This is a genomic window from Kitasatospora sp. NPDC059673, from assembly GCF_042734215.1.
In the GTDB taxonomy this organism is placed as follows: Bacteria; Actinomycetota; Actinomycetes; order Streptomycetales; family Streptomycetaceae; genus Kitasatospora.
In genome coordinates this window covers 68,528-85,750 of record NZ_JBHWEN010000007.1, presented here as the reverse complement: position 1 = coordinate 85,750, position 17,223 = coordinate 68,528, and the positions used below count along the sequence as shown (strand labels likewise).

14 protein-coding genes are annotated in these 17,223 nt (G+C 72.9%); 13 read left to right on the top strand and 1 reads right to left on the bottom strand.

The genetic code is table 11. From position 1 onward, the window contains the following. Nucleotides 1–57 precede the first annotated feature (57 nt). The 13 genes from ACFV18_RS11065 to ddaH all read left to right on the top strand — a co-directional run bounded on the left by ACFV18_RS11065 (nucleotide 58) and on the right by ddaH (nucleotide 14,747). Nucleotides 58–1,338, top strand: a complete 1,281-nt coding sequence (locus tag ACFV18_RS11065) for a lysine N(6)-hydroxylase/L-ornithine N(5)-oxygenase family protein (protein WP_380481685.1) — start codon at nucleotides 58–60, stop codon at nucleotides 1,336–1,338. Then, the gene (locus ACFV18_RS11060; protein ID WP_380481683.1) at nucleotides 1,338–2,885 is read left to right on the top strand and encodes a class I tRNA ligase family protein; all 1,548 of its coding nucleotides are present in this window, start codon (nucleotides 1,338–1,340) and stop codon (nucleotides 2,883–2,885) included. Before ACFV18_RS11065 ends, ACFV18_RS11060 begins: the two co-directional genes overlap by 1 nt. Further along, entirely contained in the window at nucleotides 2,882–3,937 is a 1,056-nt protein-coding gene (locus ACFV18_RS11055; protein ID WP_380481681.1) for an NAD(P)/FAD-dependent oxidoreductase, read from the top strand. The genes ACFV18_RS11060 and ACFV18_RS11055 overlap by 4 nt, the downstream gene beginning before the upstream one ends. After that, a complete protein-coding gene (locus tag ACFV18_RS11050; protein WP_380481679.1) occupies nucleotides 3,934–5,211 on the top strand; it encodes an MFS transporter in 1,278 nt (425 codons plus the stop codon). The genes ACFV18_RS11055 and ACFV18_RS11050 overlap by 4 nt, the downstream gene beginning before the upstream one ends. Next, the gene (locus ACFV18_RS11045) at nucleotides 5,208–6,476 is read left to right on the top strand and encodes an ATP-grasp domain-containing protein (protein WP_380481677.1); all 1,269 of its coding nucleotides are present in this window, start codon (nucleotides 5,208–5,210) and stop codon (nucleotides 6,474–6,476) included. The genes ACFV18_RS11050 and ACFV18_RS11045 overlap by 4 nt, the downstream gene beginning before the upstream one ends. Beyond that, nucleotides 6,473–7,795: an acetyl-CoA carboxylase biotin carboxylase subunit family protein gene (locus tag ACFV18_RS11040; protein ID WP_380481675.1), complete on the top strand. Its 1,323-nt coding sequence runs from the start codon at nucleotides 6,473–6,475 to the stop codon at nucleotides 7,793–7,795. Before ACFV18_RS11045 ends, ACFV18_RS11040 begins: the two co-directional genes overlap by 4 nt. Beyond that, nucleotides 7,792–9,006 (top strand): acyl-CoA dehydrogenase family protein, encoded by a 1,215-nt coding sequence (locus tag ACFV18_RS11035; RefSeq protein ID WP_380481673.1) that lies wholly within the window; start codon nucleotides 7,792–7,794, stop codon nucleotides 9,004–9,006. The genes ACFV18_RS11040 and ACFV18_RS11035 overlap by 4 nt, the downstream gene beginning before the upstream one ends. A gap of 37 nt (nucleotides 9,007–9,043) precedes the next feature. Beyond that, complete coding sequence (tsrT, locus tag ACFV18_RS11030) at nucleotides 9,044–10,771, top strand: tryptophan 2-C-methyltransferase (RefSeq protein WP_380481671.1); 1,728 nt, start codon at nucleotides 9,044–9,046, stop codon at nucleotides 10,769–10,771. A gap of 122 nt (nucleotides 10,772–10,893) precedes the next feature. After that, nucleotides 10,894–11,568 (top strand): response regulator, encoded by a 675-nt coding sequence (locus ACFV18_RS11025; protein ID WP_380481669.1) that lies wholly within the window; start codon nucleotides 10,894–10,896, stop codon nucleotides 11,566–11,568. A 29-nt stretch (nucleotides 11,569–11,597) separates the two neighbouring features. Beyond that, a complete protein-coding gene (locus ACFV18_RS11020; RefSeq protein ID WP_380481667.1) occupies nucleotides 11,598–11,948 on the top strand; it encodes a cupin domain-containing protein in 351 nt (116 codons plus the stop codon). After that, on the top strand, nucleotides 11,945–12,280 hold the full coding sequence (locus tag ACFV18_RS11015; RefSeq protein ID WP_380481665.1) for a hypothetical protein: 336 nt from the start codon (nucleotides 11,945–11,947) through the stop codon (nucleotides 12,278–12,280). Before ACFV18_RS11020 ends, ACFV18_RS11015 begins: the two co-directional genes overlap by 4 nt. Before the next feature lie 217 nt (nucleotides 12,281–12,497). After that, on the top strand, nucleotides 12,498–13,850 hold the full coding sequence (locus tag ACFV18_RS11010; RefSeq protein WP_380481663.1) for an FAD-binding oxidoreductase: 1,353 nt from the start codon (nucleotides 12,498–12,500) through the stop codon (nucleotides 13,848–13,850). An 87-nt stretch (nucleotides 13,851–13,937) separates the two neighbouring features. Beyond that, on the top strand, nucleotides 13,938–14,747 hold the full coding sequence (gene ddaH, locus ACFV18_RS11005) for a dimethylargininase (RefSeq protein WP_380481662.1): 810 nt from the start codon (nucleotides 13,938–13,940) through the stop codon (nucleotides 14,745–14,747). A 63-nt stretch (nucleotides 14,748–14,810) separates the two neighbouring features. Here ddaH and katG read toward each other — a convergent pair whose 3' ends face one another. Next, nucleotides 14,811–17,033, bottom strand: coding sequence for a catalase/peroxidase HPI (katG, locus tag ACFV18_RS11000; RefSeq protein WP_380481660.1), 2,223 nt, complete (start codon nucleotides 17,031–17,033; stop codon nucleotides 14,811–14,813). Nucleotides 17,034–17,223: the final 190 nt, after the last annotated feature.

Here is a 17,223-nt window from a genome sequence, read left to right as displayed (position 1 = left end):
GGTTTCTCGGTGCACGACAACCGGCCCTGGAGAGACCCGAGTTCACGAGGGGGACGTATGGCTGACCTAGAGGTGGGCGTACTGGCGATCGGCGCCGGCCCGGCGAATCTGGCCCTCGCGGCCGCGATCGAGGAGAGCGGCTCGGCCGAACTGGCCGAAGGCACGCTGCTGTTGGAGCAGGCCCCGGACATCAAGTGGCAGCGCGACCTGCTGATGCCCTGGGCCCGCAGCCAGGTTTCCTTCCTCAAGGACCTGGTGACGCTGCGCGACCCGCGCAGCCGGTTCTCATTCCTCAACTTCCTGCACCAGCACGACCGGCTGGACCAGTTCATCAACCTGGGCACCTTCCACCCGCACCGCTGGGAGTTCTCCGACTACCTGCAGTGGGTGGCCCGCTCGCTGGAGAAGGTGCGAATCCGCTACGACGCCAAGGCCACCGCCACCGAGCCGCGCTACGACGCGGACGGCCGGCTGATCGGCTGGCAGGTCACCCTCGCCGACGGCGACACCATCCGCTGCCGCGACCTGGTGGTCGGCGCCGGCCGCGACATGCACATCCCGCCGGTCTTCGCCGACCTGCCCGCCGAGAAGGTCATCCACAGCGCCCGGTTCCGCAGCCGGATCACCGCCGTCGACAAGGACGCGCCGCTGCGCGCCGTGGTGATCGGCGGGGCGCAGAGCGCCGCCGAGATGTTCATGGCGCTGTACGAGAGCCTGCCGAACTCCACCGTCACCATGCTGGTCCGCTCGATCGGCCTGCAGAACTACCAGAGCAGCAAGTTCGTCAACGAGCTGTTCTACCCCTCCTTCGTGGACGAGTTCTACGACGCCCCGGCCGAGGTGCGCGCCCAGGTGCTCGACCAGATGCGGCTGACCAACTACGCGGGCCTCGCCCCGCCGTTCCTCGACGAGCTGTACATGCTGCTGTACCGGGAGAAGATGATCGGCACCGGCCGCGCCGAGGTCCGGGCGATGACCGAGGTGATCGCCGCCCGTGAGGAGGACGGCGAGGTGGTGCTCGACCTGCGCGACCTGCGCACCGGCAAGGTCACCGAGCACCGCTGCGACCTGGTGCTGCTCGGCACCGGCTACGACAGCCGGATGCCCGCCCTGGTACGGGAGTTGACAGAGAAGGCCGGACTGCCCGAGGTCACCGTCAGTCGCGACTACCGGGTCGACCTGGGCGCCGGCACCGACGCCGCGCTGTACCTCCAGGGCGTCAACGAGGCCACCCATGGCATCGCCGACTCGCTGATCAGCGTGCTCGCCCACCGCGCCCGCGACATCACCGACGACCTGCTGGAGCGCCACGGCCTCGCCCCGGCGGGTGCCCGCTGATGGCCGCGCTGCTGGTGATCGCACCCGGCCCCACCGCCAACGGCGACCTGCACCTGGGCCACCTCGCCGGGCCGTTCCTCTCCGCCGACGTGTGCACCCGCTACGCCCGCGCCACCGCCCGGGACACCCTGTTCGGCACCGGCGTGCACTTTACCCAGAACTACATCGTCACCACCGCCCGCCGCCTCGGCGAACAGCCCGAGGAACTCCGGCTGCGCGCCGCCGAACAGGTCGAGGCCACCCTCGCCGCCGCCGGCATCGTCCCCGACGGCTTCGTCCGGTTCGACGAGCGGTACCTGAAGACCGTCCGCACCTTCTTCGAACGACTGCACGGCGAAGGCCACTTGAGGCTCCGCAAGGTCACGTTCCCGTACCTCCCGGAGACCGGCGAGTACCTCACCGACGCGTACGTCCGCGGCGGCTGCCCGGTCTGCCTGGCCGAGGGCTGCGCCGGACTCTGCGAGAACTGCGGCCACTGGATCGCCTCCGGCGACCTGCTCGACCCGCGCTCCACCCGGTACCCCGAACTCCCCGTCGAACTGCGCGAACGGGAAGTCCTGGTGCTGCCGCTGGAGGAGCACCGGGCCGCCCTGGCCTCCTACTTCGCCCGGCTCGCCCCCACCATGCGGCCCCGACTCGCCCAGCTGGTCGAGGAGTTGATGGCCCGCCGACTGCCCGACTACCCGATCACCCTGCCGATCGACTGGGGCATCCCCGCCCCGTTCCCGGAGACCCCCGGGCAGGTGCTGTACTCCGACACCGAGACCGTCGCCTGGAGCCTGCACGCCATCGCGCTCGCCGCCGAGGCCAGGGGAGAGGTGCCCGGCGACGAGGAACGGCACTGGGCCGTCGAGTCCGGGCCCGAAGTGGTCTACTTCTTCGGCTCCGACGCCAGCTTCGCGTTCGCGCTGGCCGGCACCGCCATGCTGCTCGCCCTCGGCGGACTCGCGCTGCCCGCGCACTTCGTCACCAACGAGTTCTACGAACTCGACAGCGACAAGTTCTCCACCAGCCGCGGCCACGTGGTCACCGGCCGTCAGCTCACCGCCGAAGTCCCGCGCGACCTGGTCCGCTACTACCTGGCCGCCACCGGCCCCGACTTCCAGCGCTCCAACTTCACCCGCGCCGCCATGGACCGGGTCTGCGGACAGCGCCTGGTCGAACCGTGGAACCGGGTCGCCGCCAAGGCCGAGGCCCACCTCGACCGCGGCCCGCTGCCCGTCAGCGCCCGCTCCCACCGCGCCGCCGCGCTGATCGCCGAACGCTTCGCCGCCGCCCTGCGACCGCGCCGCTTCAGCCTCGGCGCCGCCGCCTTCACCCTCACCGAACAACTCGGCCGGCTCGACCGCTGGGAGGTCACCGACGACGACGCCGGCGACTTCTGGCACGAACTCGACCTGTTCCTGCGCTGCGCCGCCCCCCTGCTGGTCGACCTGGCCGCCGAGGCGCTGCCCGACACCGCCATCCCCGCCGAACCGTCCGCCACCACCATCAGCCCCCGCCCGCTGCCCAGACTCGCCACCCGCGTGCACGGCGGCGGACGGTGAACAGCAGCACCGCCGCGCACGTGGTGGTGGTGGGCGCCGGCGTCACCGGGCTGCTCACCGCCGTCGCCTGCGCCCGGGCCGGGTACCTGGTCACCGTGCTGGAACGCGGCCCGGTGCCCAACCCGGACGCCACCTCCCACGACCAGCACCGCGCGATCCGCACCCTGCTCCCCGGCGACCCCGACGGCACTGCCCGCCGGCTCGCCGCCCACCGCCACTGGGCCGAGCTGGAAACCCTGTTCGGCACCGAGCTGTACCGCCGCGTCGGGGCGCTCACCGCCTGGCCCGCTCACCGCCTCGACGGCCTGCTCGCCGAGGCCGACAAGGCCGGCATCCCGGTCGACCTGCCGGCGGACGGTCAACTCCCGCCCCTGGGACTGCCGTCCGGCACCGTCGCGGTGCGCGAACGCACCGGCGGCGTGCTGCTCGCCGACCGGGTGCTGCACGCCGCCGCCCGCTGGCTGACCGCCCGACCCGGCGTGACACTGCGCCCGCACAGCACCGTGCGGACGGTGTTCGCCGGGTCGGGACGGATCGTGCTGACCGGCGGCGAGGTGGTCCGCGGCGACCTGGCACTGCTGGCCGGCGGCCCGTGGACGCGCAGACTGACCGACGCCCAGGTCGTGCTGTACCGGCAGACCATGCTCTACCTGGGCCGGCCCGCCGGCGGTGACCGCTGGGACGGCGCACCCGCCGCGGGCGGCCTCGGCCGCGAGGGCCGCGGCTGGGTGCTGCCGCCGGGCGCCGGCACCCTGCTCAAACTCAGCTCCGACACGGTGTGCCGCCCCGTCGCGGACACCGACACCGCCGGCGAGGACCAGCAGCCGTACCTGGACCGGCTCGCCGCCGAGGGCATCCTGCCCGACCTGGAGCGCTACCCCGTGGCCGGCGTGCGGGTCTGCCACTACACCGCGGACGCCGCCACCGGCGGCCCGCTGCTGGCCCGGGTCTCCCCGGGCCTGTGGACCCGCGCCGCCTGCGGCGGCAGCGGGTTCTCCACCGCTCCGCTGGTCGCGGAACGCATCGCTGAAGCAGTGAAGGAGGCGATATGACCGACGACGACAGGCCACCGATCGGCGTCCTCGACACGCTCAGGGCCACCCCGGCCACCGTCCGGTACCTGCTCGGCGGCGTGCTGGTCAACCAGCTCGGCGCGTTCGTCCAGACCTTCCTGGTGCTCTACCTGACGCACAAGGAGATGTCGGACGGCGCCGCGGGCCTGGCGCTCGGCGCGTACAGCCTGGGCACCGCCGTCGGCACAGTGCTCGGCGGCGAGGCCACCCACCGGCTCGGCGCCCGCACCACCATCGTGACCGCGATGGCCGGCTCCGCGCCGCTGGTCGCCCTGCTTCCGCTGCTGGCCCGGCCCGGGCTGCTGGTGCCGCTGCTGCTCGCCGTCGCCGGGGCCGGACTCTTCGCCCAGGCGTACCGGCCTGCCGCGTCGGTGCTGCTCAGCGACCTGATGCCGGACCGCTACCACGTGATGGCGTTCTCGATGATGCGGATCGCCCTCAACGTCGGCGCCGCGCTCGCCCCGCTGATCGCCGCCGGGGTGATCCTGCTCGACTGGGACCTGCTGTTCTGGATCGACGGCGCCACCACCGTGGTCTACGCGGCCCTCGCCTACCGGCTGCTGCCCCGGCACGCGGTGCCCGAGCCGGCGGCCGTGTCCGTCAACGAGCGCCGGGCGACCGGCCGAGCCGCGTACGCGGCGATGCTGCGCGACCGGGCCTACCTGGCGTACCTGGTGGCGATCACCCTCGGCACGCTCACCTACGTGCAGTCCTCGGTCTCGCTGCCGCTGGAGATCGTCCACGACGGCTACCCGACCTGGCTGTACAGCGTGGTGCTGGCCACCTCCTCGGTCGTCCTGATCAGCTGCGAGCTGAAGATCACCGCGTACATCACCCGGATCCCCACCTACCTGGCGGTCGGTGCGGGCCACGCGCTGAACGCGCTCGGGCTGGCGCTGTACGGGCTGGCGGCGCACGCCGGGGCGTTCGTGATCCTCGGCATGCTGGTCTACGTCGCCGGGCTGATGACCGCCGCGCCCAGCATGTTCGCCCACCCGGCGACCTTCCCGGCCGCGCTGAAGGCCCGCTACCTGGCGGCCATGCACGCCGTCACCGGTCTGGCCGGGGCCGTCGCCCCGCTGTTCGGCGTCTACCTGTGGAGCCGGTTCGGCCAGGGCTTCTGGGCGCTGGCCGGCCTGACGGCCGCACTGGCGGGCGCGTTCGCGGTGTACGGCATCAAGCGCGACGCGGACCGGCGGGCCGCCGAGGCCGCGCTGCCCGAGGCCGCCGAGCCGGTCGGGGGCACGGCATGAGCGCCCGCCCCGTGCTGGTCGTCGGCTACGTGGCCTTCGCGGTGCCCGCGCTCGCCGCCTTCCAGGGCGCCGACTCGGTGGTCTACGTCGAGGAGCCGGACGTCGCCCGTAAGCGGCACCTCGCCGAGGCGGTCGAACGCATCGACTACGCCCGCGAGTTGATCGAGTGCGAGTACCACCTGCCGGGCCGGGCGGACGCCTTCCACGCCGCGCACCCCGGGCTCGACCCGGTCGCGGTGATCCCCGCAGTCGAGTACGCGGTGCCGTTCGCGGCCCGGCTCGCCGAGCGCTACGGACTGCCCGGAGCGAGCCTTGGCGCGGCCCAACTGCTTCGCGACAAGCACCAGTTGCGGGTGGTCGCGGCTGCCGCCGGAATCGCCAACCCGGCCTCCGAGCCGGTCGCGAGCGCCGCCGAACTGGCCGGCTTCATGGCCCGGCACCCCGGCCCGGTGGTGCTCAAGCCCGCCAACCGGCAGGCTTCGGTCGGCACCCTGGTGGTCCGCGCGCCCGCCGAGGCCGAGGCGGCCTGGGCGTTCGGGCAGGCCCAGGACGAGGGGGTGTTCGTTCCCGACCGGCCGATCACGCCCGCCATGCTGGCCGAACAGTACGTCGGCGGGCCGGAGTTCAGCGTCGAGATGCTGGTCGTCGACGGCCGCCCGGTGTTCGCCAACACCACCGGCAAACTGCTCTACCCCGGCCCGTACCCGATCGAGTACGGGCACACCATCCCGGCCGAACTGCCCTCCGAAACCCACGAGTTGCTGGCGGAGGAGACCGAACGGCTGGCCGCCGCCGTCGGCTTCGGCACCGGCGTGCTGCACTGCGAGTGGATCCTCGCCGACGGCGTCCCGGTGCTGGTCGAGTGCGCCGGACGGCTGCCCGGCGACTCGATCACCGACCTGATCGAGGCCGCCTACCCCGTCGACCTCACCCGCGCCTACTACGCGGTGATGCGCGGCGAGGACCCCGGCCCGCTGCCCGCGAAGGCCGAACGCGCCACCGCCGCCGCCTTCCTTGCCCCCGACCGGCCCGGCACCGTCACCGCCGTGCACGGCCTGGACGCCGCCCGGGCCGCCGAGGGCGTGCAGCTCGCGGTGGTCGGTATCGCCCCCGGCCACCGCGCCGCCGGGCTGCGCAGCTCCTGGGACCGGGTCGGCATCGTCACCACCCTCGCCGACACCCCCGCCGAGGCCCGCCGGCTCGCCGACCAGGCCGCCGCGCTGGTCCGCTTCGACATCGACTCCCGTGCACAGGAGGACTCATGACGGAACATCAGAAGACCGGGGACGGTCCCGGCACGCTGCTGGTGATCGGCAGCGGACTGAAGGAGTACCGCGAGTACCTGGTCGGCCCGATGAGCCGCCGCGCCCGCGCCGCCGGCCTCGAACTGCTGCTGGTCAACAACCTGCGGCCGACCTGGCAGCGCGAGTACTTCGACGAGATCGTGGTCGCCGATGTCTTCGACACCGCCACCATGAACGCCACCGTCCGGGAGATCGCCGCCCGCAAGCGCGTCGTCGGCCTGCTCTGCTGGGACGAGCCGCTGGTGCTCGACGCCGGCCTGCTGGCCGCCGAACTCGGCGTCCCCGGCCTGTCCGAGCGCGGCGTGCGCGGCGTCCGCGACAAGGAGCGCACCCGCACCGTGCTCACCGCCGCCGGCCAGCGCCAGCCCGGCTTCGCGCTCACCACCGACCTCGCCGAGGCCCGCGCCGCCGCCGCCCGAATCGGCTACCCGGTGGTACTCAAGCCGCGCGCCATGGGTGCCAGCATCGGCGTGGTCTTCGCCGCCGACGAGGCCGAGCTCGACGCGGCCTTCGACACCGCGCTGTCCGCCAGCCGGGTCGACCCCGGGCCGTACCGGGCCAGCGTGATCGTCGAGGAGTACGCGGGCGGCCCCGAGATCAGCGTGGACGGCGCCGTCCACCGGGGCGAGTACCTGCCGCTGTTCCTGGCCCGCAAGTACAGCAGCGACGAGCCGTACTTCGAGGAGGTCGGCCACATCGTCGACGCCGCCGACCCGTTGCTCGCCGACCCCGCCCTGCTCGCTGTCCTGGCCGACGCGCACCGGGCGCTCGGCGTCGAGGACGGCATCACCCACACCGAGCTGCGGCTCACCCCGCGCGGCCCGCTGATCGTCGAGGTCAACGGCCGGCTCGGCGGCGACCTGATCCCGCTGCTCGGCCGGATCGCCACCGGCCTGGAGCCCGGCGAGGTGCTGTTCGACATCGCGGTCGGCCGCCGCCCGGAGATCGCCCCGACCCGTTCCGCAGTGGCCGGCATCCGCTTCGGCTGCCCCGAACGGGACTGCCGGCTGGAGGAGTTGACGCTCCCCAAGCCCGGCGACGCGCCCGGCCTGCTGCACGCCGCGCCGATGGCCCCGCCCGGCACCGTGCTGCGGCTGCCCCCCGGCGGCTACCTGGCCCGGCACTCCTTCGTGGTCTGCGAGGCGGGCAGCGTCGCCGCCTGCGAACAGCGGCTGGACGTCGCCGCCGCCCTGGTCGAGACCGTCACCTCCGAGGTCGGACCCGCCGATCCGCACGCCCCTTTCACGATGCCCGCCGGACTCCTGGATGTGGACCGATGAACACCGACACCCCGTCCGACGCCCCGTTCGACGCCCCGCTCGACGCCGCCGAGATCCTGCGCCGCGCCCGCGAGCTGGCGCCCGTCCTGCGCAAGAAGGCCCCGGAGATCGAGGCCAACCGCACCCTGCCCGCCGAGGTGGTCGAACTGCTGCGCGCCACCGGGGTGTTCCGGATGGGTCACGCCCCCGAGTGGGGCGGCCCCGGCCTCACCTCGATGGAGCAGACCGAGGTGATCGAGGCCCTCGCCCACGGCGACGCCTCCGCCGCCTGGTGCGCCGGGATCGGCTCGATGGGCGGCGCGATCACCAACTTCCTCACCCCGGACGCGGTCCGCGCCCTCTACCCGAGCCCCGACCTGATCACCGTGGGCTCGCTGGCCCCGTCCGGCCGGGCCGAGCGCGTCCCCGGCGGCTACCGGATCAGCGGCCACTGGTCGTTCGGCTCCGGCGTCAGGCACGCCGACCTGTTGACCTCCGGCGCGTTCGTCTACCAGGACGGCGAGCCCTGGGCCGCCCCCGGCAGCGCGCACCGGCACGACTCGATGCAGTTCCTCGTCCCGGCCTCCGCCGCCGAGCCGATCGACAACTGGGACACCACCGGCCTGTGCGGCACCGGCAGCAGCGACTACACCCTCACCGACGTGTTCGTCCCCGAGGGCCACACTTTCACCTTCTTCGAACCGTGCGTCGCGCCCAACCCGATGGCCTACTCCGACTCCTTCATGCGCGCCATGTCCGGCGTCCCGCTCGGCGTGGCCCGGGCCGCGCTCGACCACGCCCGTGAGATCGCGACCACCCGCTATGACGGGATGGCCGGCCGCAGTTGGGCCGACAGCTGGCGGGTGCAGACCGAACTCGCCCGCTGCGAGGCCGAGTTCAACGCCACCCGGGAGGGCGTGTACGGCGCGATGCGGCGCCAGTGGGAGGTGCTGTCGGCCGGCGGCACGCTGGACGACCTCACCCCGACCGAGCGCGCCGCCTCCCCGCTGTCCTGGCTGCACGCGTTCCGCAACTCCCGCGACCTGGTGGCCCGGCTCTACGACCTGCTGCAGACCTGGTCGATCAACCGCACCTCGCCGATGGACCGCTGGCTGCGCGACACCGCCGTACTCGCCCAGCACCTGGTCGCCCAGGACCGCATCCTGCAGTCCGCCGGCGCGTACCTGCTGGGCTCCGAGCCCGAGTTCGGCATCAGCCTCGGCCTGGCCTGAGACCACCCGGCCCGAACCCCCAAGGGAGGCAACCCCGATGAGCAGACCCGTCCTGCTGGTCAACCCGAACAAGGTGCATCCACCGATCGCGCCCTACGCCCTCGACGTGCTCACCACCGCGCTGGAGGACGCCGGCTTCGAAGTGGAGGTCCTCGACCTGACCTTCCGCCGCGACGACTGGAAGATCTGCCTCCACGAGTACTTCGCGGAGCGCTCCCCGATGCTGGTCGGAGTGACCGTCCGCAACACCGACACCGTGTACGCCTTCGAGCAGCGCCCGTTCGTCGGCGAGCACCGGGAGATCATCACCGAGATCCGCCGGCTCACCGACGCGCCCATCGTCGGCGGCGGCATCGGCTTCTCGACCATGCCGTTCGCCCTGGTCGAGTACTTCGGCATCGACTACGGCGTGAAGGGCCCCGGCGAGAAGATCCTCTGCGAACTCGCCCGGGCCGTCGCCGAGGGCCGCGACACCACCGGCATCCCCGGCCTGATCCGCAACACCGAACACGGTGCCGTCCGGGTCCCGCCCGCGGTGCTGACGATCCGCCACGGCGAGACCCAACAGGCCGACGCCACCGGACAGTTCGAGCCCCGGGTGTGGCAGGTCGACCGGCTCTCGGTGTACCGGCGGCGCTCCGGCGTCCCGCGCCGGGTGGACAACCTGGAGTACTACCGGCGCGGCGGCCTCGGCTCCATCCTGACCAAGAACGGCTGCGCCTACCGCTGCGCGCACTGCGTCGAACCCGACGCCAAGGGCACCCGCTACGGGCAGCGCGAACTCGCCTCCGTGGTCGACGAGATGGAGTCGCTGGCCGCGCAGGGCATCCTCGACCAGCACACCACCGACAGCGAGTTCAACCTCTCCGTCGCGCACGCCAAGAACCTGCTGCGGGAGATCGTCCGCCGCCGGCACGCCGACCCCGACAATCCGCTGAACCGGCTGCGGCTCTGGGTCTACTGCCAACCCAGCCCGTTCGACGAGGAGTTCGCCGACCTGCTGGCCGCGGCCGGCTGCCGGGGCGTCAACGTCGGCAGCGACCACATCCGCCCCGAGGTGCTCAGCGGCTGGAAGGTCACCGAGAAGGGCGGCACCTACTACACCTTCGCCGACACCGAGCGCCTGGTGCGGCTGTGCCACGAACGCGGCATCCTCACCATGGTCGAGGCGCTGTTCGGCATGCCGGGGGAGACCCCCGAGACGGTACGCGCCTGCGTGGACGCCTTCATGGCGCTGGACGCCACCGTCACCGGCTTCTCGCTCGGCCTGCGGCTGTTCCCGTACACCCCGATGGGCATCGACCTCGCCGAGCAGTGCGCGGGCGTGCGCACCGCCCCCGGCCTGCAGTCCAACACCGCCGACGGCCCGATCGTGCTCAAGCCGCTGCGGATGTGCGCCTCCCCGGCCGAGTACGAGCGGCAGTTCATGTTCGACGAGCACGGCAACTTCCGGCTGGTCTGCTACTTCTCGCCCGGCCTGCTGCCCGACCCGGCCCGCGCCGCCGACCCCGAGGAGCGCTGGCACGGCGCGGTCGCCGACCTGTGGGCGCTGGTCGACCCCGCCGACCACCACCGGGTCATGCTGCCCACCGTCGAGGGCATGAGCGAGCACGACAACAACTACGCCGACAACCCGTTCCTCACCAGCCTCGGCGGGCTCGGCTACACCGGCGCGTTCTGGTCGCACTGGCGCGAGCGCGAGGAGATCGCCCGCAAGGCCCGGGAGGCGGCCGACCGACCGTCATATCTGTCAACTCCTATGTGACATAGAACACTTGAGGTGTTGAGTTGATCAGATCATGATGAGGTAACGGAACCGTCACTGCCGGTCGTCTCGCCGCCGGCGCGCCGCACCACCGCCGCACCACCACACGCCGCGAGGGGACGATGAACCAGCACGGGAGTTCCGGGCCGCTGACCGTGCTGCTCGCCGACATGCAACCCGCCGTCCGGCAGGGCGTCCGTTCCATGGTGGAGGCCTGCGACGGCGCGGCGGTGGTCGGCGAGGCCGGCACCACCGGCGAGGTGCTCGCCGCCACCGCCCGGCACCGGCCCGACGTCCTGGTCCTCGACCCGCAGATGGACGACAGCGCCGGCATGCGGATGATCAACCAGGTGGTGCGCCTCACCCCCGCCACCGGAGTCCTGGTGTTCAGCACCCTCGACGACGACAAGGCCGTCGCCGCCGCTTTCCACGCCGGCGCCCGCGGCTACCTCGTCAAACGCGCCACCGCCGACCAGATCGTCCGCGCCGTCCTCGCCGTCGGCGCCGGCGAGGCCATTTTCGACCGCGCCATCGCGGCCCGCCTCGGCACCCTGATCGGCACCGGCCAGCGCCCGCGCAGCTACCCGTTCCCCCAACTCAGCGACCGCGAACGAGACGTGCTCGAACACCTCGCCGCCGGCCGCTCCAACACCGCCATCGCCCGGGAACTCGCCCTCGCCTCCAAAACCGTCAGCAACCGGGTCTCCGGCATCCTCGGCAAACTCGGCGTCGCCGACCGCGCCCAGGCCCTGGTCCTCGCCCGCGACGCCGGACTCGGCCACGCCGCCGCCCGCTGACCACCACCGCGTCCCGAACGGAGCCCGCCATGCCCGAAACCGGCCTGCCACCCGGCCTGGTGATCCGCCGCCAGGAACCCCGACAGCTCGAACGCGCCCACGGCCTCGACCTCAAACTCCTCCACCCCTGGGGCGAGTTGACCACCCCCTTCCACGGCGCCTGGTGCGTCCTGCGCCCCGGCGACCTCACCGAGACCCACCAGCACACCGAACGCGAACTCTTCATCTGCATGAGCGGCCGCGGCGAAGTCCGCACCGCCCACAGCAGCCACCCCATCGCCGCCGGCGACCTCGTCCTGCTGCCCGCCGACACCGACCACGCCGTCGCCAACCCGCACAGCGAGGACTTCGCCTACTACGCCATCTGGTGGCAGGCATGAACCCCCGCCACCTCGACTACGACGGCCGCCGCTTCCACGCACCCGACGGCGACCACCGCACCGTCGCCGTCTACCACCAGCAGGGCGACCTGGTCTGGGGCGAGATCGCCGGCGGCGCGATCCGACGCGGCTGGACCGCCGGCACCCGCCGGCCCGACGGCACCCTCGCCATGGGCTACACCTTCGTCCTCACCGACGGCGAAATCATCTGCGGCCGCACCCACAACACCCCCTCCCTCACCCCCGACGGCCGCATCCGCCTCCACGAAACCTGGGAACGCTACGGCCCCCACCCCACCACCGGCACCTCCACCATCGAGGAGCTCACCTGATGCCCCCCGCCGCCCCCCACCGCGACGGCCCGCCCCCCACCACCCTCCACCCACCCACCGACCCCCTCCGGGCGGGGGAGCGCGGCGTCCTTCGCTCCGTTGCCCTGCGCTGCGGCGGCATCGCCCCCCGGGCGGAGGGGTGCGGTTCCCCGGGCCTCGTCGGGGGCCGCGTGCCGCCGGCCCCGCGCAGCGGTGATGTCACGGTGGAGGCCGCCCGATGACCCCCGACTGGGTGCTGCTCGACAGGCACACCACCGGCCCCCTGCTGCACCCCGGCGACGCCGCGTTCCACGACTCGTCCGCCGCGTTCAATGAGCGCTGGGCCCACCGCAGCCCCGCCGCCGTGCTGCGGGCGGCCGACCGCGCCGACGTGCTGCGCGCCATTGACTGGGCCCGCGACCACGGTGTTCCGATCGTCCCGCGCGGTGGCGGGCACTCGTACGCCGGGCACTCCGTCAACTCCGGCCTGGTGGTCGACCTGCGGGCGCTGGACGTCATCACCGTCGACCCGGGGAGCGGCCAGGTCACCGTCGGCGGCGGCGTCCTCACCGGCGCGCTCTACGCCGCGCTGCGCCCGCACGGGCTGGCCCTGCCGCTCGGCAACGGCGCGGGTGTCGGCATCGCCGGGCTCGCTCTCGGCGGCGGTTCGGCCGCCACCTCACGCCGGCTCGGCCTGACCGCCGACACGCTGCGCGCCACCACTCTCGCCACCGCCGCCGGCACCGTCCTGACCTGCGACGACCAGCAGAACGAGGACCTGTACTGGGCTTGCCGGGGCGGCGGCGGAGGCAACTTCGGCATCAACCTCGACCTCACCTTCCAGGCCGTCGAGGCCCCGGCCGCGGCCACCTGCCTGCTGCTCTGGGACGTCGCCCACGCCCCGGCCGTCCTCGCGGCCGTCCAGCACCTGATGCGCACCGCCCCGGATGAGACCTCGCTGCGCCTGGGCGTCGCCACCTCCGGAGGCCGCACCCTGGTCTCCACCGTCGGTCTGCACCTCGGCCCGGCCGCCGACCTGCGCGACCTGCTCGCCCCCGCCCTCGCCGCCGGGCAGCCGCTGCGCGCCGAGATCGCCGACCGGGACTTCTGGGACGCGATGGACTACCTCAAGCACGAGACCAGCGGAGGGGCGTTCGCCGTCCGCACTCACTTCGCCGCCGACCCGCTGCCGGCCGAGGCGGTCGACGCCGCGCTGGCGCGGATCGCCGAGGCTCCCCGCAGCGGCAACGCCGACGGCTGCGGCCTGGCCCTGTTCGGCTGGGGCGGCGCGATCAACCGGGTCGACCCGCAGGCCACCGCCTTCGTCCACCGCGACGCCCAGTACCTGGTCAGTCTGGACACCTCCTGGCTCCCCGGCGAGGACCCGGCCCCCCACCTGGACTGGCTGGCCGGACTCGACCACCTGATCGCCGCGCACACGACCGGCGGCGCCTACCTGAACTTCACCGACCCCGACCTGCGGGACTGGCGAACCGCCTACTACGGTGCGAACTATCCGCGGCTGGTGGCCACCAAGCGCCGCCACGACCCGGACGGACTGTTCGCCTTCCCGCAGTCCATCGGCAGTTGAAACCATCGAACTCCCGCCCGACGCAGCGGAACTGATCGACCATCACGTCCCGCTGCCCTGCCCGGAAGCCCGGAAGGAGACACCACCGTGTCGCCGCGAATCGCCCGCCCGCGCCACTACCTGATGTGCCGGCCCGCGCACTTCACCGTCGACTACTCCATCAACCCGTGGATGGATCCGGCCAAACCCACCGACACCGGCACCGCCCTCGCCCAGTGGGACGAGCTCTTCTCGCTGTTCCAACGCCTCGGCCACACCGTGGAGTTGATCGACCCACTACCGGGCCTGCCCGACATGGTGTTCGCCGCCAACGGCGCCACCGCGGTCGACGGCAAGGTGCTCGGCGCCCGCTTCCGGTACCCGGAGCGCGCCGCCGAGGGCCCGGCCTACGCGGACTGGTTCCGCGACCGGGGCTGGCAGGTCAGGGACGCCGAGTACGTCAACGAGGGCGAAGGCGACCTGCTGGTCGTCGGCGACCGGATCCTGGCCGGCACCGGCTTCCGCACCGAGACCGCCGCCCACGCCGAGGCCGCGGCCTTCCTCGACCGCGAGGTGGTCACCCTGCGGCTGGTCGACCCGCGCTACTACCACCTGGACACCGCGCTCGCCGTCCTCGACGACAACGAGATCATGTACCACCCGCCGGCCTTCGACGCCGACTCCCGGGCCGTCCTGGAACGCCTCTATCCGGACGCGATCCTGGCCGACGCCGACGCCGCCCGGGTGTTCGGCCTCAACGCGGTCTCCGACGGCGCCCGCGTCGTTCTCCCCGAAGCCGCCACCGGCCTCGCCGAGCAGCTGCGCGAGCGCGGCTTCACCCCGATCGGCGTCGAGCTCACCGAACTGCTCCGGGCCGGCGGCGCCGTCAAGTGCTGCACCCTGGAACTGCGCCACTGACCCGCGCACCGCGAAGGCCCGGCTCCGCTCGCGCGGAACCGGGCCCTCGTCAGTGCGTCGGCGTCAGACCAGGTCGTAGCGGTCCAGGTCCATCACCTTCGTCCACGCGGCGGCGAAGTCCTCGACGAACTTCCGCTCGGCGTCGTCCGAGGCGTACACCTCGGCCACCGCCCGAAGCTCCGAGTTGGAGCCGAACACCAGGTCGGCCCGGGTGCCGGTCCACTTGACCGCACCGGAGGCGTCCCGGCCCTCGAAGAGGGTGTTGTCGGAGGCGACCGGCGCCCAGGTGGTGCCCATGTCGAGCAGGTTGACGAAGAAGTCGTTGCTCAGGGTGCCCGGACGGTCGGTGAACACACCGTGCTGCGAGCCGCCGTGGTTGGCGCCCAGCACCCGCAGGCCGCCGACCAGCACCGTCAGCTCGGGGGCGGACAGGTTCAGCAGGTTCGCCTTGTCCACCAGCAGGTACTCGGCGGGGAGCCGGGTGCCCTTGCCCAGGTAGTTGCGGAAGCCGTCGGACTTCGGCTCCAGCGCCGAGAACGACTCCACGTCGGTCTTCTCCTGGGTGGCGTCCACCCGGCCCGGGTGGAAGGCGACCTCGACGTCCACGCCGCCCGCCCGCGCGGCCCGCTCGACCGCGGCGGTGCCGGCCAGCACGATCAGGTCGGCCAGCGAGACCTGGTGGCCGCCCTGCGCGTTGAACGCCGACCGGATGCTCTCCAGCACCGGCAGCACCTGCGCCAGCTGCTCCGGGTCGTTGACCTCCCAGCCGCGCTGCGGCTCCAGGCGCAGCCGGGCGCCGTTCGCGCCACCGCGCTTGTCGCTGCCGCGGAACGAGGCCGCCGCCGCCCAGGCGGTGGACACCAGCTGGGCGGTGGTCAGCTCGGAGGCCAGCACCCGCTCCTTCAGCGCGGCGATGTCCGCCGCGTCGATCGGCGCGCCCTGCGCCTTCGGCAGCGGGTCCTGCCAGATCAGCTCCTCGGTGGGCACCTCGGGGCCGAGGTAGCGGACCACCGGGCCCATGTCGCGATGCGTCAGCTTGAACCAGGCGCGGGCGAAGGCGTCCGCGAACGCCTTCGGGTCGTTCAGGAAGCGGCGGGCGATCGGCTCGTACACCGGGTCGAAGCGCAGCGACAGGTCGGTGGTGAGCATCTGCGGGGCGTGCTTCTTCGCCGGGTCGAACGGGTCCGGCACGGTGCCCTCGCCGGCGCCGCCCTTCGGCTTCCACTGGTGCGCGCCGGCCGGGGACTTCGTCAGCTCCCACTCGTGGCCGAACAGGATCTCGAAGAAGGAGTTGTCCCAGGTGGTCGGCGTGTTCGTCCAGATCACCTCGATGCCGGAGGTGATCGCGTCGCCGGCCTTGCCGGAGCCGTAGGTGCTCTTCCAGCCGAGGCCCATCTCCTCCAGCCCCGCGCCCTCGGGGGCCTCGCCGACGTTCTCCGCCGGGCCGGCGCCGTGGGTCTTGCCGAAGGTGTGGCCGCCGGCGATCAGCGCGACGGTCTCCTCGTCGTCCATCGCCATCCGGCGGAAGGTCTCGCGGATGTCGCGGGCCGCCGCGATCGGGTCCGGGTTGCCGTTGGGGCCCTCCGGGTTGACGTAGATCAGGCCCATCTGGACGGCGCCCAGCGGGTCCTCCAGGTCACGGTCCCCGGTGTAGCGCTCGTCGCCCAGCCAGGTGGTCTCGGGGCCCCAGTAGACGTCCTCGTCGGCCTCCCAGACGTCCGGTCGGCCGCCGCCGAAGCCGAAGGTCTGGAAGCCCATCGACTCCAGCGCCACGTTGCCCGACAGGATCAGCAGGTCGGCCCAGGACAGGCTCTTGCCGTACTTCTTCTTCACCGGCCACAGCACTCGGCGGGCCTTGTCCAGGTTGGCGTTGTCCGGCCACGAGTTCAGCGGGGCGAAGCGCTGCTGGCCGGCGCCCGCGCCGCCGCGGCCGTCGGAGATCCGGTAGGTGCCGGCGCTGTGCCAGGCCATCCGGATGATCAGCGGGCCGTAGTGGCCGAAGTCGGCCGGCCACCACTCCTGCGAGGTGGTGAGCGCCTGCTCGATGTCCCGCTTCACGGCGGGCAGGTCGAGGCTGTTGAACGCCTCGGCGTAGTCGAAGTCCGCGCCCAGCGGGTTCGCCACCGCCGGGTTCTTCGCGAGGATCTTCAGGTTCAGCCGGTTCGGCCACCACTGCTGGTTGCCGCCCCCCTGGGTGGGATGGGGCGCGCGGCCGTGCGCGACCGGGCAGCCGCCCGCACCCTCGGACTTGGGGTCGGTGACGATGGCGTCGTCGTTCTCGGGCATGGGAGTCCCTCCGGGTCGGGCAGATCGCACTCTTCTGACGGGCGCCTTGGCTCTGGCGGGCACCTTGGCTGTTCGCCGGAGTCGATCCTAAGATAGACACAGTCTAAGTCAAGAACTCCCTCAATCGGGTGGTGGTTTCCGCTCGAATCGGCGCCAGGCCGCGCCCCCTGTACAGTTCGGGCGTCTGTTG